Origin of the sequence: Luteimonas vadosa (assembly GCF_039543545.1) — a bacterium.
Classification (GTDB): domain Bacteria; phylum Pseudomonadota; class Gammaproteobacteria; order Xanthomonadales; family Xanthomonadaceae; genus Luteimonas; species Luteimonas vadosa.
On record NZ_BAABJY010000002.1, the window covers coordinates 809,867 to 826,143 of the forward strand.

General features: G+C 67.6%; 12 protein-coding genes. 6 read left to right on the plus strand and 6 right to left on the minus strand.

What is annotated here, in order from left to right; genetic code table 11:
* Positions 1-67: 67 nt before the first annotated feature.
* Both ABD970_RS09545 and ABD970_RS09550 read right to left on the minus strand, forming a co-directional pair.
* A complete protein-coding gene (locus tag ABD970_RS09545; protein ID WP_345295239.1) occupies positions 68-1,408 on the minus strand; it encodes a DEAD/DEAH box helicase in 1,341 nt (446 codons plus the stop codon).
* 342 nt (positions 1,409-1,750) lie between these two features.
* Complete coding sequence (locus tag ABD970_RS09550) at positions 1,751-2,668, minus strand: aspartyl/asparaginyl beta-hydroxylase domain-containing protein (RefSeq protein WP_345295240.1); 918 nt, start codon at positions 2,666-2,668, stop codon at positions 1,751-1,753.
* 367 nt (positions 2,669-3,035) lie between these two features.
* Between ABD970_RS09550 and ABD970_RS09555 the strand changes: the two genes are divergently transcribed.
* The 3 genes from ABD970_RS09555 to ABD970_RS09565 all read left to right on the plus strand — a co-directional run bounded on the left by ABD970_RS09555 (position 3,036) and on the right by ABD970_RS09565 (position 10,466).
* Positions 3,036-5,111, plus strand: a complete 2,076-nt coding sequence (locus tag ABD970_RS09555; RefSeq protein ID WP_345295707.1) for a M13 family metallopeptidase — start codon at positions 3,036-3,038, stop codon at positions 5,109-5,111.
* 520 nt (positions 5,112-5,631) lie between these two features.
* Complete coding sequence (locus ABD970_RS09560; protein ID WP_345295241.1) at positions 5,632-8,217, plus strand: TonB-dependent receptor plug domain-containing protein; 2,586 nt, start codon at positions 5,632-5,634, stop codon at positions 8,215-8,217.
* A 233-nt stretch (positions 8,218-8,450) separates the two neighbouring features.
* Positions 8,451-10,466 (plus strand): M13 family metallopeptidase, encoded by a 2,016-nt coding sequence (locus ABD970_RS09565; protein ID WP_345295242.1) that lies wholly within the window; start codon positions 8,451-8,453, stop codon positions 10,464-10,466.
* Between the two features lie 58 nt (positions 10,467-10,524).
* On the opposite strand, the gene ABD970_RS09570 is transcribed toward ABD970_RS09565, so the two are convergent.
* Both ABD970_RS09570 and ABD970_RS09575 read right to left on the minus strand, forming a co-directional pair.
* Positions 10,525-11,187: a rhomboid family intramembrane serine protease gene (locus ABD970_RS09570; RefSeq protein ID WP_345295243.1), complete on the minus strand. Its 663-nt coding sequence runs from the start codon at positions 11,185-11,187 to the stop codon at positions 10,525-10,527.
* Positions 11,188-11,244: 57 nt separating this feature from the next.
* Positions 11,245-11,583: an MGMT family protein gene (locus ABD970_RS09575; RefSeq protein ID WP_345295244.1), complete on the minus strand. Its 339-nt coding sequence runs from the start codon at positions 11,581-11,583 to the stop codon at positions 11,245-11,247.
* Positions 11,584-11,625: 42 nt separating this feature from the next.
* Between ABD970_RS09575 and ABD970_RS09580 the strand changes: the two genes are divergently transcribed.
* On the plus strand, positions 11,626-12,033 hold the full coding sequence (locus ABD970_RS09580) for a hypothetical protein (protein WP_345295245.1): 408 nt from the start codon (positions 11,626-11,628) through the stop codon (positions 12,031-12,033).
* Between the two features lie 72 nt (positions 12,034-12,105).
* Here the strand turns inward: ABD970_RS09580 and ABD970_RS09585 are convergent, their stop codons facing one another.
* Together ABD970_RS09585 and ABD970_RS09590 are read right to left on the minus strand one after the other, a co-directional pair.
* On the minus strand, positions 12,106-13,233 hold the full coding sequence (locus ABD970_RS09585; protein ID WP_345295246.1) for an inorganic phosphate transporter: 1,128 nt from the start codon (positions 13,231-13,233) through the stop codon (positions 12,106-12,108).
* On the minus strand, positions 13,233-13,859 hold the full coding sequence (locus ABD970_RS09590) for a DUF47 domain-containing protein (protein WP_345295708.1): 627 nt from the start codon (positions 13,857-13,859) through the stop codon (positions 13,233-13,235). The genes ABD970_RS09585 and ABD970_RS09590 overlap by 1 nt, the downstream gene beginning before the upstream one ends.
* A gap of 279 nt (positions 13,860-14,138) precedes the next feature.
* Between ABD970_RS09590 and ABD970_RS09595 the strand changes: the two genes are divergently transcribed.
* Positions 14,139-15,479 carry a hemolysin family protein gene (locus ABD970_RS09595; protein WP_345295247.1) on the plus strand — a complete coding sequence of 447 codons (1,341 nt, stop codon included), beginning with the start codon at positions 14,139-14,141 and terminating at the stop codon, positions 15,477-15,479.
* A complete protein-coding gene (locus tag ABD970_RS09600; RefSeq protein ID WP_345295248.1) occupies positions 15,469-16,134 on the plus strand; it encodes an exopolysaccharide biosynthesis protein in 666 nt (221 codons plus the stop codon). Before ABD970_RS09595 ends, ABD970_RS09600 begins: the two co-directional genes overlap by 11 nt.
* Positions 16,135-16,277 lie beyond the last annotated feature (143 nt).

Below are 16,277 nucleotides of genomic sequence, written 5' to 3' on the forward strand. Positions count from 1 at the left end.
GCGAAGGAAGGCAAAAAAGAAGGCCGGCAATGCCGGCCTTCGTTCGCTTTCGTGGCAACTGCCTGAATCAGGCGCGGGAACCTCGCCGCGCCCCAGTGGAACGGCCGCCACCGCGATGCTGCTTCGGACCGGCATGCGGCTGCGCCGACCGTGACTGCGGCTTGCCATGCGCGCGATGCGCAGGCTTGCTCGGCGCACGGCCCGGGGGACGCTGCCCACCCTGCCCTCGCCCGCCGCCATTCTTCGGGATCGGCGTATCGAGGCGTATCGGCCGGCTCGGGGCGAACCCTTCGACGTTTTCCATCACCAGCTCCGCATTGAGCATCCGCTGGATCTGGCGCAGCAGGCCGCCTTCTTCCGGCGACACCAGCGACAGGGCCTCTCCCGTGGCACCGGCACGGCCGGTGCGGCCGATCCGGTGGATGTAGTCCTCGGCCACCATCGGCAGGTCGTGGTTGATCACCAGCGGCAGGTTGGGGATATCCAGGCCGCGCGCGGCGACATCGGTCGCCACCAGGATCCGGGCCTTGCCCGACTTGAACTGCGCCAGCGCCTTCAACCGCTGCGCCTGGCTCTTGTTGCCGTGGATGGCGACCGACGGCAGTCCCGCCTTGTCGAGCTGTTCGGCGAGGCGGTTGCAGCCATGCTTCGTCTTGCCGAACACCAGCACCTGCTCGGTATGGCGCGCCGCCAGGATCTCGACGAGCAAGTCGCGCTTGCGGGCCGCGTCGACCGGATGGACCCGGTGGACGATGGTTTCGGCGATGGTATTGCGGGCGGCGACCTGCACCTGCTTGGGATTGCGCATGAACTCCAGCGCAAGCTGCTTGATGCGATCCTCGAACGTCGCCGAGAACAGCAAGGTCTGGCGGTCCTTCGGCACGCGCGCCAGGATGCGCTTGATTGCCGGCAGGAAGCCCATGTCGAGCATGCGGTCGGCTTCGTCCAGCACCAGGATGCCGACCTCGTCGAGCTTGGCGGTGCCGCGCTCGAGGTGGTCGATCAGCCGGCCCGGGGTCGCGACCAGGATGTCGACGCCACGGCGCAGGTTGTCGATCTGCGGCTGCATGCCGGCACCGCCGAAGATCGTGGTGACGTTGAGGCTCAGGTGGCGACCGTAGGTCTTGAGGCTGTCGGCGACCTGTACCGCCAGTTCGCGCGTCGGCGCCAGGATGAGCGCGCGGGGTTTGCGCGGTCCCTTGGGCGGCGTCGCCTTGGACAGGCGCTGCAGCAGCGGCAGCGCGAAGGCAGCCGTCTTGCCGGTGCCGGTCTGGGCGCCGCCAAGCAGGTCGTGCCCGCCGAGCGCAAGCGGGATGGCTTGCACCTGGATCGGGGTCGGCTGGGTGTAGTTGGAGTCGGCGAGCGCGCGCAGCAGCGCGGGCGAGAGCCCGAGGTCCTTGAAGTTCATGTCGGTGTTTCCTGGTTTGTCCGCGCGCCCGCATCCGTGGCGCGGCACGATGCCGTGCCGGCTCCCGGAAAGGGAACGATCGAACTCTTGCCCGGAACCATCCGTGACCGCGTTGCGGGCAATGTGTGACGGCGCCGGAAACCCCGGACCGTGTCGGCGCGACGAAAGACGTGCGGAGAAGTGGCCGCAGGTGGCCGTCGCGGAGCGATCGGACTTGCGGCGGGCTTGCCTGGAAAACGGACCAGCCGTGCGCGAACCGGGCGGACTCTACGGCAAACGGCCGCGCCGCGCCAGCATGGCCCGAGGGCCGTTCAGTTCCGGCGGTGGTGCGGGCGCCCGGCCTCAGGCGATGCGGGCGAGGATTCCGTTCATCAGGTCCAGTGCCCGGATCGAGTACGCAAGCGCCTCGCGCTCCTCTCCGCCCAAGCCGGGGTGCCAAGCGTCGAAGATCAGCACCGTGCGGCTTTGCCGTGACAGGTTCTGGGCGCTGTGTTCGAAGGAATCGTCGAAAACCAGCATTTCGCCCTGGCGCCAGCCACGGGTCACCCCGGCCACCGTGATCGAGCATCCTGCTGGTGGCAGTTCAATGGGAACGTGCACGGTCAGCTTGATGTTGGACACCCCGAAGTGCGGGGGCAACCGAACCCCTGGCATGAGGCGGGAGATGAAGCATTCCGGCGCGTGCGGCGGAAACTCGGCCAGCGGCGCAGCTGCCAGGAATGCACGCGTCCGCGGCAGCGCCGACAACATGGCCTCGTCGCGCACCCCGCCCTTGATCAGGTGCAACGAGGACCAGGCCGGATTGGCGGCCAGCTCGCGCCAGCGGGCGTCACGGGCCGCTTCCGCAGACACGTAGGGCGCGAAGGCCCGATCGTCGGCGAGGAAGCCCGAGATTTCCTCGGCGACCTCCGGCAATGCCGGGATCAGCGGGGGCAATCCGGGATGGTCCTGCACCGGGATCCACGGGACCGGTGGCAGCGCCGGGTAGTAGATGTAGTTGGGTTGTTGCAGCGGCGAACGAAAGGTCTCCCGGCTGCACCCGAAGTAGCTGTCTACCCATCGCCGGAAGCCCGGATGCGGAAATTTTCCGGAAAGATGGGCGTGCAACCTCACCGCAAGCCCTGCCCGGAACGCATCCCGCCCCGACGGTGGGGCGGCGGCGAGCCTGTCCAATGACAGCCGCTGGCAAGCCAGTTCGATCTCCTCGACCGAGCCGGCGGCGGAAATGGCGTCGAGGAATTGCGTGGAATCGGGATCCATGCCGGTACGGGGTCGGTTTGGCCAGGGACGGCGTCGCGCGCGGGTCCCGGAAAGTACCACGACCGGCACGGCGCTCTCGCGGAGCCGCGATACTCCTGCTCGACGCGATTCGATGCAATGGATGGACGGGAGAGTCGCTGCCCGGCGCCCGCTGCGGCCTGCCGTGCGACGGCCCACATCGGCATTGATCCGAAGCCACGCGGCTGTCTGCAACGTTGCGTAAGCATTCGTTACGTCGGCGGCATGACCTTCGACACCTTCGCCACACCCACCCGCCGCGTAGAGTCGGCCGTCGGCCCCCGGGCCGACCCTTGTCCATCGAGCCCGCCGGGCGGAGAGTGCCGTGAGCGTGAAATCCCCGAAGATCCTGTTCCTCACCCTTGCCGTTTCCGTGGCGCTGGCCGGCTGCAACCGCGGCGAAGAGGCCGCCGACGCCGGCGCCAGCAACGCCGATGCCGAGGCGGACGCACTGGCGCTCGATGAATCCAGCCTGCCCCCCGTCAACCGGTTCATGGTCGGCGACCTCGACACCACCAAGGACGCCTGCACCGACTTCAACGGCTACGCGAACGGCAAATGGCTGGCGGCCAACGCGGTCCCCGGCGACCGCAGCAGCTGGGGATCGTTCGAAGTACTGAACGAACGCTCCATCGCGGCGCAGCGACAGCTGGCGGAGCAGGCCGCAGCCGACCCCGACGCCACCGGCATCGAGAAGATCGTCGGCGACTTCTGGGCCACCGGCATGGACGAGGCGAAGATCAACGCCCAGGGCATCGCGCCGCTCAACGACCAGCTCGCCGCCATCGATGCGCTGCAGGACAAGGACGCGATCGCCGAGTACATCCGGACCAGCGCCGCGAAGGGACGCAACTTCCTGTTCGGCTTCGGCTCGGAGGCCGATTTCAAGGATTCCTCGATGGAGATGGCGTACGCCGTCCAGGGCGGCCTCGGGCTGCCGGATCGCGAGTACTACTTCAAGCCGGAGAACAAGGACAAGCTCGATGCCTACCAGGCGCACGTCGCCAAGGTGCTGGAACTGTCCGGGATGGACGCCGCGGAAGCGGCGGAGCAAGCCGAAGACGTCGTTGCGTTCGAGACCCGGCTGGCGAAGGTGTCGAAGTCCAGCGAGCAGCTGTCGCGCGACGTATCGCTGTATTACAACCCGGTCACCCTGGCCGAAGCCGACGCACTGACGCCGAACTTCCCGTGGACGCGTTTCTTCGAGTCGCAGGGCGTGGCTCCGCAGGAGAAATTCTCGCTGTCCATCCCCGGCTTCCACGAGGAAGTCAGCAAGATGCTGGCCGACACCGCACCGGCGACGTGGCGCAGCTACCTGCGCTTCCACACCGTCGATGGCGCTTCCCCGTACCTCAGCGACGCGTTCGTCAACGAGCACTACAACTTCCATGGCAAGGTCATGGGCGGACAGAAGGAAATCCAGGCCCGCTGGAAGCGGGTGCTCGGCACCATCGAGAACCAGGCCGGCGAGGCCCTCGGGCAGATGTACGTGAAGGTCGCCTTCCCCGCCGAGTCCAAGGCCCAGATGGAGGCATTGGTCTCCAACCTGGGGACCGCACTCAAGTCCCGCATCGAGAACCTCGCGTGGATGAGCGACGACACCAAGGCCAAGGCCATCGCGAAGTGGGAAACGTTCACCCCGAAGATCGGCTACCCGGACAAGTGGCGTGACTGGAGCGGCCTGCAGACCAGTCGCGACAGCTACATCGGCAACGTCCTGGCGGCGCTCGAGTTCAACTACAAGTGGGACCTGTCGAAGATCGGCAAGCCGGTGGACAAGACCGAGTGGGGCATGAGCCCGCAAACGGTCAACGCCTATTACAACCCCCTGCAGAACGAGATCGTGTTCCCGGCCGCCATCCTGCAGCCACCATTCTTCGACCCGGAAGCGACCCCGGAGATGAACTACGGCGGCATCGGCGCGGTCATCGGGCACGAGATGAGCCACGGGTACGACGACCAGGGCAGCCGCTTCGGGCCGAGCGGCAATTTCGAGAACTGGTGGACCGACGCCGACGCCAAGGGCTTCTCCAGCCGCACCGGCAAGCTGGTCGAGCAGTTCAACGCCTACGACGCCGGCGGGACCAAGGTCAACGGCAACCTGACCCTGGGCGAGAACATCGCCGACCTGGGCGGCCTGGCGACGGCCTACGACGCCATGAAGGCCGCGACCCAGGGCACGCCGGATCCGATGACCGACGGCCTGAGCCGCGACCAGCGCTTCTTCCTCAACTGGGCCACGGTGTGGCGCCGCAACTTCACCCCGGAAGAACTGGCCAAGCGCCTCCAGACCGATTCGCATGCGCCCGCGAACTTCCGTGCCATCGGCGCACCGTCCAACCTCCCGGCGTTCGCAGCCGCGTTCGAGTGCAAGCCCGGACAGCCCATGGTGCGCGACGGCGACATCCAGGTCGTCATCTGGTAACCGCCTGGGCAGCCGTCCGCTCCCTGCCCGTTGGCACTGGCGCGTAACGGACAAGCAAATCCAGCAGGAACACAACGCCCCGCCCGGGGCGTTGTCGTTTTTGCAGCCCCATGCGCGGAGATTGGACCGCCGCCGATGGCAACGGCTGGCGAGGGCCCAACGCCGAGCGCGGCCCCCGGATGCCCTCACTGGAAAGCCCGCCGGGTCGAACTGCTTCCATGGCTGCCCGCGTCGGCAGGGCGCGTGGCGGGCACCGTGGCCCGCGAACGGGTCCGCTTTCCCAATCGGCCAAGCTCGCCCACGACCTCAGCGCAGATGGCGATACGCACACCTGGGACCTGTTACCGCGTTTGGGCAACCGGTCCTTGCCTTGAACGTTTATTTTCTGTTAATAAGCTGAACCGGTCAGCCGGACCAATCCGTCTGGCGGCGTCACCAGGATGGCCATCCCCTTTCCCACAGAGCGAGAGTCGAAATGAGCAACGGCGGCGCGAACCGGGGTACGTTCCAGAAGAGCTCCTTGTCCTCCTGCATCCGGCTGGCGATCGCCGCCGCCGCACTGGCCGCCACGAGCGCTGCCGGCGCACAGGAAACGGAAACCGAATCACAGGCCCAGGCCGCGGCCGTGGAGGCCAGCGGCGCGGAGACCACCACGCTGGAAACGGTCTCGGTGCTCGGGACGCGAAGCAAGCCGCGTACCGAAGCGAACTCCGCCGTCCCGATCGACATCCTGGGCGGCGAGGAATTCCACAACCAGCCGTCCGTCGACGTGCTCGACAAGCTCCGCGTGCTGGTGCCCTCCTTCAACGTCAGCACCATCCCCATCGACGACGCCGCGACCCTGGTGCGCCCGGCCAACCTCCGTGGCCTGCCCCCGGACAACACCCTGGTGCTGGTCAACGGCAAGCGCCGCCATCGCGCGGCGGTCATCACTTTCCTGGGCCACGGCCTCTCCGATGGTGCGCAAGGCCCGGACATTTCGGTGTTCCCCTCCCTGGCGCTGGAACAGGTCGAGGTCCTGCGAGACGGTGCGGCCGCCCAGTACGGCTCCGATGCCATCGCCGGCGTGATCAATTTCAGCCTCAAGGAACTCGACCACGGCGGAACGGTCGAGGCTTTCGCGGGCGAGCACTACGAAGGCGACGGGTTCACCCAGCAGTACAGCGCGCAACTCGGCCTGCCGCTGAGTGCAAATGGCTTCGCAACCTTCACCGCCGAATGGCGGAAGGCCGACCCGACCTCGCGTAGCGTGCAACGCGACGATGCCGCCGCGGTTGCGGCGGCGGGTTACCCGGGCGTCGCCAATCCGGCGCAGATCTGGGGCTCCCCCGAGGTCAACGACGACTTCAAGTTCGTCGCCAACCTCGGAATCGCCGGCGAACACGTCGAGACCTACCTGTTCGGCAACTACGCCAAGCGCGACGTGACCGGCGGCTTCTACTACCGCAACCCGACCACGCGCGGCGGCGTGTACTCGAACGACGGGGGTGCCACCCTGCTGGTCGGCTCGCTCAGTGGCGCGGCCTGTCCCAGGATCGCACTGCGCGGCGCCAATGGCAGCCTGTTGCCCTATGCCGGCGTCGGTGCCGCGGTCGCTGCCCTGCCCGCGCACTGCTTCACCTTCCTGTCGCAGCTGCCGGGCGGCTTCACGCCGCAATTCGGTGGCGAAATGGAGGACGCCGCGTTCACGGCCGGGGTGAAGGGCGTCTGGGGGGACGGCTGGTACTGGGACCTGAGCGGCTCCTACGGCCGCAACGACATCGACTTCTACATGCTCAACACGGTCAACAGTTCGATGGGACCCAACCAGCCCCCGGGGGCACGCTTCTCGCCCGGCGGCAACGTGCAGACCGAGACCAATTTCAACTTCGACCTGAGCCGTGACTTCGAGACCGGTTTCACGCATGGCCCCTTGACGCTGGCCACGGGCGCGGAGTGGCGCGAGGAGGAGTTCGAGATCAAGTCCGGCGACCCCGCCTCGACCGCCATCGGTCCGCTGACCCAGCAGGGCTTCAGCATCGGCTCGAACGGTTTCCCGGGCTTCAATCCGAGCACGGCTGGCAAGTTCAGCCGCGACAACTGGGCGATCTACGCCGACGCCGAGGCCCGCTTCACCGAGCGGCTGCTGTTGGCGGGAGCGGTCCGCTACGAAGACTTCAGCGACTTCGGCAGCACCACCAACTGGAAGTTCACCGGTCGCTACGACTTCACCGACACCTTCGCCCTCCGCGGGGCGGTCAGTACCGGCTTCCGTGCCCCCACACCCGGCCAGGCCAACGTCAGCCAGGTCACGACCGCGTTCATCGACGGCGAGCTGCGCGACACCGCCACCCTCCCGCCTGCCCTGCTCGAGGGCCTGTTCCCGGGCGCCGAGCCCCTGCAACCGGAGGAATCCAGGAACGCTTCCCTGGGCCTGGTCTGGAACAGCGGCGCATGGCTGGTCACCGCCGACTGGTACTCCATCCAGGTGGACGACCGGATCGCCCGGAGCACCGATTTCGACGTGACCCAGGCCCAGCGCAACGAGCTCGCCGCGCGTGGCCGCCCGGACCTGGCATCGCTGAGCCGGGTCGGCTTCTTCGTCAACGACTTCGACACCACCACCACCGGACTGGACCTGGTGGCCAGCTTCGAGAGCGACCACTTCGGCGGCGACACCACGTACTCGCTGGCCGCCAACTGGAACCGGACGGAAGTCGACGACTTCACCCCCGGCATCATCTCGGAGGCCCGGATCAAGAAGCTGGAGGAATCGCTGCCGCGCACGAAGGGCTACTTCAGCGTCAACCACCGCCGCGACGTGTTCCATGCCAACGTCCGCGTGAACTACTACGGGTCGTTCTACGAGGACCACCTGGACAGCGACGCGGTGTCGATCGCAGACGGCGGTCTTCCGATCAACGGCGACAGCGCGATCACCGTGGATGCCGAGATCGGCTGGAAGTTCCCGTCGGGACTGTACGTGAACGTGGGTGCGCAGAACCTGTTCGACGAAGTGCCCGACGACAATCCATGGGCCGGGATCGCCGGTGCCCAGTACCCCGTGCACGCGCCCTACGGGTTCAATGGCGGGTTCTACTACGCGCGGGTCGGGTTCACGTTCTGAAGCGCGCGCGGAACCGCGCCACAGCTAACCCGAGGCGGTTGGTTCCATTGCAAGTACGCGACGCCCCGAAAGGGGCGTCGTCGTTCGTGCCTCCGGTTCGCGAACGCACCGCCTACCTTGGTCGCCTGCACGCCGGTCTCGCTGGCTGGGTCGAGGCCAAGCATGATCGCGGCATTCATGGAGCCTCATGGCGACCTTGCTAGACTCGCCCGACCTCTCGCACGGACCCCGCGATGCCGAACGTGAAACCGCTCACCCTCGCCCTTGCCACCAGCCTCGCCATCGGCCTGGTTGTCCCCGACGCCGACGCGCAGCGCAAGAAGGCCGCGGAGTCCAAGGCACCGGCCGCGCCAACGCAGTGCAGCGACTTTTATGCCTTCGCGAACCAGGAATGGCTGCAGTCCAATGCCCCCGACCCCGCCACGGGCCGGCGTTCCGCGCTTGGCGAGTTGCAGGCACGCGCGCGATCTCAGCAGCGCGAATTGCTGGACGCGATGATGCGGGCGCCGCAGAGCAACATCCAGACGCTGCTGGGCGACTTCTGGGCCAGTGGACTGGACGAGGCCGCCGTGGAGCGGGACGGCGCCAACCCCATCGCCCCGTTGCTGGATCGCATCAACGGCATCCGCCGCAGCAAGGAGGTGCCCGCGGCCATCGCCGCTCTGCACCAGGTCGGGATCCCGGTGGCCTTCGGATTCAATGCCGACGTCGACCTCAGCGACCTCGAAGGCCATATCGGCTACTTCAGCCAGGGCGGCATGGGCCTGCCGGACCCGGCGTACTACACCCGCACGGATGCCGATACCGTCGCCCTGCGAACCCGCTACACCGAGTACGTGCAGCAGATCCTGACCCTGACCGGGACGCCGCAGGACAAGCTTGCCGCCGAAGCGCAGCAGGTCATCGACCTGGAGACGAGGATCGCGCAGGAATCGCGCCCGATCTCCGCGTTGCGCGACCCGCTGCAGAACTATGCCCTGGTGGCCACGGCCGACCTGGGCAAGACCTACCGGCACCTGCAACTCGCCGAGTTCCTCCAGGCACAAGGGGTCTCGCAACCGTCTGTGTCGATGGCGAACCCGCAGCTGTTCTCCCGTCTCGATGCCTTGGTCGATACGCTCAAGCCGGACCAATGGAAGACCTACTTGCGCTTCCACGTCGGCGACGCCATGGCGCCCTACCTGTCGAAGAGCTTCCGCGACGCCGAGTTCCAGTTCCGTGGCCGCGTGCTGCGCGGCGAGCAGTCGCAACCGGATCGCTCGACCCTGGTGCTGCACGCGATCAACCGCGCGGCGGGTCCGATGCTGGCCCGCGAGTACGTCGGCCGATACCTGCCTGCCTTGAACCGCGACCGCGCCGAGCGCATCGCCGGCGAGGTGCGGGATGCGCTCGTCCGGTCGCTGGACGCGAACACGTGGATGGGCGATGCCGCCAGGGCCGAGGCCAAGGCCAAGGTGGCGGCCTTGAAGATCGAGGTGGGCGCGCCGGTCCGCGACCTCGACTACACCGTCCAGCCGGTCGGTCGCGGCAGCTTCGGCGCCAACATGCTGATCGCGTCGACGTGGCACCACCGCGAGGAGATGCGCCGCATCGGCCGCGAGAACGCCAGCCTGCGCTGGGACGTACTGCCGCAGGAACCTGCCCTGGCCTACGACATCGCGCAGAACCGCCTGATCGTATCCGCCGCCGCGGTGCAACCCCCCCTGCTGGACATGACCCGTGACGCCGCCGCGCACTACGGCGCCTTCGGTGCGCTGGTCGGCCATGAACTCAGCCACGCCGTCGACATCAAGGGGCGCGTGGTCGATGCCTCGGGCAAGGTCCGGACCTGGTGGTCGCCGCAGGAGGACGCCGCTTGGCAGTCACGGGGCAACCAGCTGGCCGCGCAGTACAGCGGCTACGAGGTGCCCGGCGCGCCCGAACTGAAGGTCAACGGATTGCAGACACGTGAAGAGAACGCCGCCGACCTGGCGGGCGTCGAGCTTGCCTGGAAGGCACTCACCCATGGCAAGCCGGACCTGTCCGACGACGGCAGCAAGGCGTTCTTCGAGGCCTGGGCCGAGCTGTGGCGCGAGCAGCGCACCACCGAGGTCGCTACCCGGGACAACGCCGTCTCCGCGCACGCACCCGGCAAATGGCGGACCAATGGCGTGCTGGAGAACCTGCCGGCGTTCGGCGAGACCTACAAGTGCAAGAAGGTCAACGCCATGCAGAGGCCGGAAGGCGACCAGGTGGCCATCTGGCGCTGATCGCGTCAGCCTCAAGGGACGATCCGGCGCTTTCCCGGCCGGATCGCGGTCCGTCGAATCAGAAATGCCGGCCGGGCGGCGGCCTCTTCCTGCCGAAGGGCGGTTGCCCGCGCCAGTAGCGAATCAGCAACCAGCCGAACAGCATGCCGCCCAGGTGGGCGAAATGCGCGATGCCGGCCGCCGTGCCCGTCACGCCGAGTAGCAGGCTGATGACGCCGAAGACGATCACCAGCGTCCGCGCCTTCATCGGGATCGGCGGAATCAGCAGCATCACCCGCTGGTTCGGGAACAGCATGCCGTAGGCCAACAGCAGGCCGAAAACGCCTCCGGACGCGCCAAGCGTGGGATACGCACCCCCACCCCCGGAGACGGACAAGGTCCCCACCACCAGCTGGACCAGCCCGGCGCCGAGCACGCAGGTGAGGAAGAACATCAGGAAGCGCCGGTCCCCCCAGGTGTATTCCAGCTGCGCGCCGAACATCACCAGCGCAAGCATGTTGAACAACAGGTGCGCCAGGCCGCCGTGCAGGAAGCCGTACGTCAGCAGCTGCCACGGCTGGAACGACCATGCGCCCCCCGCGAATGCCGCGGGCGTGCCCAGGTCCATCGGCCAGAGCATGAGCGGGTAGAACCTGTCGATGCCCAGCAGCGATTGCAGCAGGAACATGCCCACGTTCGCGATCAGCAGCGCCTTGGTGACGGGCGGCAGTTTGGCGAGCATGCGAACTCCTCGGAGGTGGGCGGCCATGATAGCGGCTGCGACGGCATGCGCCCGCCGCTAGCGCCGACCCGGCCCCCACAACTCCGCATCAAGGGCACCTCGCGGCCCCGCCACGCGCACGCGCCCGTTCCGGACCTCCACCCCCTCGGCCCGCAGCCGATCGACCTGCTCCTGCCACGACGGCGAGCCGGCCGGGAAGGCGATTCTTCCATCGCTGCGCAGCACGCGATGCCACGGCAATCGGGGGTCTTCGTTGCCCGCGAGCAGGCGCGCGACCAGCCGCGCGCGCCCCGGCAGCCCCGCCCGCCGCGCGACTTCGCCGTATCCCGCCACCTGGCCCGCGGGTATCGCGCGGACCGCGGCCAGGATCCGCCTGCAATTCGACTTCGGGTCCACTGCGTTAGCATAAGCGTTCCCCCGAAACCCTCGACCCATACGATGCAGAGCTTCGAGCAGGTCCGCGGCCACGTCGCCGGCGAATTCAAGGTCACGATGCAGGAGTCCTACGTGGTCTGCGTCGAGCTGTCGCTGGAGAACGGCCGCCGGCACCAATCGATCTTCCTGTCCGAGTTGCAGGACGACGACGGCCGGAACTACCTGCGCGCCAGCACCGTGGTGGCGCCCATCACCGGCATCGATGCACGCAAGGCATTGAGGTTCAACTGGGACAGCCGGGTGGGCTACCTGGCCATCCGCGACCTCGACGGCGTTCCCTACCTGCAGCTTTGCGAGAACCGCCCCTACGACGGCCTCACCCCTGCGGAACTGAGCCGGCTGGTGCTGGAGATCGGCGGCATGGGCGACCGCATGGAGCGGGCCCTTTCGGCCGACGGCGACCTGCTTTGACGCTGGGCAGCCGGCCCCGCGTGCTTCCCCATCCCGCGACTGGCCCACGGGGACAACGCGTGCGATGGCAGATCAGGCCCAGCCGACCGATTCGAGCAGCCTGAACAACAAGTAGGCGATCCCGCCCGACATCGGGATGGTCAGGATCCAGGCCCAGATCATCCTCTCCACCACCGTCCACTTCACGGCGTTGAAGCGCTTGGCCGTGCCGACGCCCAGGATGGCGGCGGAGATGTTGTGCGTCGTCGAAACGGGAATGCCCAGCGACGAGGCGGCCATGATGACGGAGGCGGCACTGGTCTCGGCCGCGAAGCCGTGGATCGGGTGCAGCTTCACCAGCTTGTGGCCCAGCGTCTTGATGATGCGCCAACCGCCCGCCGCCGTGCCGGCCGCCATGACGATGGCGCAGGTGATCTTGATCCAGGTGTCGATCTCGCCCTCGGCCAGCGCCGCCTCGGAGGGATGCAGGAACTCCAGCCACCCCGGCAACGCATCCAGCGTGCCGGCCGCCTGGGCGCTGACCAGGGCCAGCGCGATGATGCCCATCGTCTTCTGCGCGTCGTTCAGGCCGTGCGCGAAACCCATTCCCGCGGCGCTGACGATCTGGAACTTGCCGAAGAACCCGTTGACCCACTTCGGCCTCGCGGCGCGCGCGAGGATGCCGCCACTGCGCACCATCATCGAGATCACGAAAAACAGCACGCCCATTACCAGGAAGCCCGCCATGAAGCCGAGCACCGGCGAACTCACCATCGGCACCACCACCTTCCACAGCACGCCGGCGCTGCGGTAGATCGGCTCCTTGGGCTCGGACCAGATCACCACGCCGAAATCGTTGGAGGCCGCGGCCAGCGCCGCGCCCAGGAGCCCCCCGATCAGGGCGTGCGAGGAGGAGGACGGCAGCCCCACCCGCCACGTGATCAGGTTCCAGACGATGCCGCCCAGCAGGGCGCACATGATCAGCTGGGAACCGACGTCGACCACGCCGGCATCGATCAGGCCGGAGGCGATGGTCTTGGCGACCGCGGTGCCGGCCAACGCGCCGATCAGGTTCATCACGGCCGCCAGGCTCACCGCCTGGAACGGGGACAGCACCTTGGTCGCGACCACCGTGGCGATGGAATTGGCGGTGTCGTGGAAGCCGTTGATGTACTCGAAGACGAGTGCCACCAGCACGACCATCAGGACCAGGGTCAACATCAGCTGTTCTTGAGCACGATTTCGTAGGCCACCACGCCGGCGCCACGGCAGCGGTCAATGGCTTTCTCTAGGATCTCGAAGAATTCCTTGAGCAGGAACATCTGCAGGGGTTCCAGTTCCCCCGAATAGATGTCCCGGTACAGCTCGAGCATCAGGCGGTCCGCTTCGGTCTCGAGCGAGCGCAGTTCGTCGCTCAGGGCCTTCATCGCCCCCAGGTCCATCTTCGGGAGCTGCCGGACCATCTTGACCACCACCGCGGCGGCCTGCTCGAGCATCGCCGCGCGCGGGGCGAAGTCGATGTGCTCCAGGTGCCTCGTCGCAAGCGCGTAGCGGTCGGCGAACTTCTCGATCTGCTTGGGGATCTTGTACAGGGCCGACCCGAGCGCCTCGATGTCCTCGCGCTCGATCGGGGTGATGAAGCTGTCCACCAGCGCCTGGCTGATCTTCTCGGAAGCCTCGCGTTCCCGCTGGCGCGCCAACTTGAAGGCGTCGAGGGCCGGCTGGCGGTCGCTTTCCTTGAGCATGGCATGCAGCGCCGCGGCACTGTCGTGGGCAGCCACGGCTGCTTCCTCGAGCAACGAGTAGAACAGCTTGCCCTGGCCGAAGATGGTTTGCAGGGAGAACATGCGCATGGCCTCTGGCTTGGGGAAGCGCATCCCCGCTCCGGGCATGCCACGCGGATTATGACCCGATGTAGAGCGGGAGGTGTACCCGGCCGGCCCGGCGCAGCACGTAATACCTGCACGCGTGCCTGCTATTATCGGGTCCGCGCCACCGGCGCCCCCGCGCACCCGCGCCCAGACCCCCACCATGGACGACGACCCCAGACCGCCGCCCCCGCGTCGCGCACCAGCCACCGGCCCAGCGAGCAGACCCGCCATCCACGCCGTAAAGGAGTCCCGCGAATGCTGGAACTCCTGATCGTCCTGTGCCTGATCGCGCTCAACGGCTTCTTCGCCCTGTCGGAGATGGCACTGGTCACCTCGCGCAAGACGCGGTTGAGGCAGATGGCCAACGACCCGGTGAAGCCAAGCGCCGGCGCCCGCAAGGCCCTGGCCCTGGCCGAGCATCCCGACAACCTGCTGTCGACCGTCCAGGTCGGCATCACCCTGATCGGGGTGCTGGCGGGCGTGCTCGGTGGCGAGGCGATCGGGTTGCTGATCGCGGCCTGGCTCGAGGGCCTGCTTCCCGCGTCCTCAGTGGCCCAGGCGTACGCCGAATACGCGCGTCCCGTCGGCATCGGCACGGCGGTCGGCCTGATCACCGCCGGCACCGTGATCTTCGGCGAACTCATCCCCAAGCGCCTGGCGTTGACCAACGCCGAGGGCATCGCAAGCGTGGTCGCGCTGCCGCTGCAGGCGCTGGCCACCGCGGCCAAGCCGGTGGTCTTCTCCCTGGGCGCGATCAACCGCGCCGTCCTGCGCTTGCTTGGCATCCGCGACGATGCCCGCAATGCGATCACCGAGGAGGAGATCCGGCTGCTGGTGAGCGAAGGCCACGAGCAGGGCCTGATCGACGACGACGAACGCAAGATGATGCACCGGGTCCTGCGCCTGGGCGACCGCAGCACCGAAAGCCTGATGACCCCGCGCACGCGCATCGCCTGGCTGGATGCCGCCGAGGGTTTCGAGGAGAACCTCGCCACGATGCGTGCCACCCCGTTCTCGCGCTATCCCGTCTACCGCGACAGCGATGCCGAGGTGATGGGGGTGCTCGAGATCAAGTCGCTGATCGACCGGCTCGACGAAAGGGAGTTCGACCTGTTCCGCCACCTGCGCGAGCCGTTGTTCGTGTCGGAATCCACCCCGGCGCTCAAGTTGCTGGAGATCCTGCGCGAGGAGCAGCAGTCGCTTGCGCTGGTGGTCGACGAATACGGCGACATCACCGGCATGGTCACCATCAACGACGTGATGGAGGCGGTGATCGGCCGCACGTCCAGCGGGGACGGCGCCGACGCGACCCCGCTGGTGGTCATGCGGGACGACGGGTCGCTGCTGGTCGACGGCAGCCTGACCACCGAATCATTGCGCGAACTGCTCGGCGGCGGCGCCTTGCCGGACGAGGACGAACACGAGTACCACACCGCCGCGGGCATGACGATCGTCCACTTCGGGCGCATCCCGCACGCGGGTGAGCATTTCGAATGGAGCGGATGGAGGATCGAGGTCGTCGACCTGGACGGCCCACGGGTCGACAAGCTGCTGCTGAAGCGACTCGACGATGGCGGGCAGCGCAATGGCTCCTGAGAAGGGCGAGGACGCCGCAAGCCCACACCGCGGCAAGCGGAATCGTCGGCACCGGGCGGGCACGCGTGCCCTGCTTGCGGCGCTGGCCGTGGGGCCGCCCGACGAGACGCTGTCGCTACGCGAAATCCTGGATGGGCTGGGACGCAGCCTGTTCGGGATGCTGCTGTTCATCGCGATCCTGCCCGCCTTCCTCCCGGTACCCGGGGTCGCCGGCGGCCTGAGCGGACCGCTGGTGATGCTCGTGGGCGTCCAACTGCTGGCGGGGATGCGCCGGCCCTGGCTGCCGACCTTCATCTCGCGACACGGACCCACCCGTGCCACCGTCGCCCGCTTCGAGCACCGCATCGGGCCCTGGCTCCGCCGGCTCGAGCGGCTGGTGCAGCCGCGGCTGACCGTCCTGCTCGACCACCGCGTCGCAACCATGTTCACCGGGTTGCTGCTGGTCCTGCTGGGGCTGCTGTTGATGCTGCCGATCCCGTTCACGAACTACCTGTTCGGCATCCTGCTGATGCTGTATGCCATGGCCTTGCTGGAGCGAGACGGCATGCTGATGCTCATCGCCTGGGCCACCGGCATCGTCGCCATCGTCACCTTCGGGATCGTCGGCGGCACCCTGGCGAACGCGGCGACGCAGTGGCTCGATGGCATGATCTGAACCTAATCCGGTGAGGATCGGCGGCCTCTCCTCCCGGCCAGGCATGCGACTTGCGTGGCGGCAGGAACAGGGACCCGCATGACCCCTTCACTGCAATACGAAAAACCGCCGGCATGCCGGCGGTTTCCATTTCATTCTTGTGC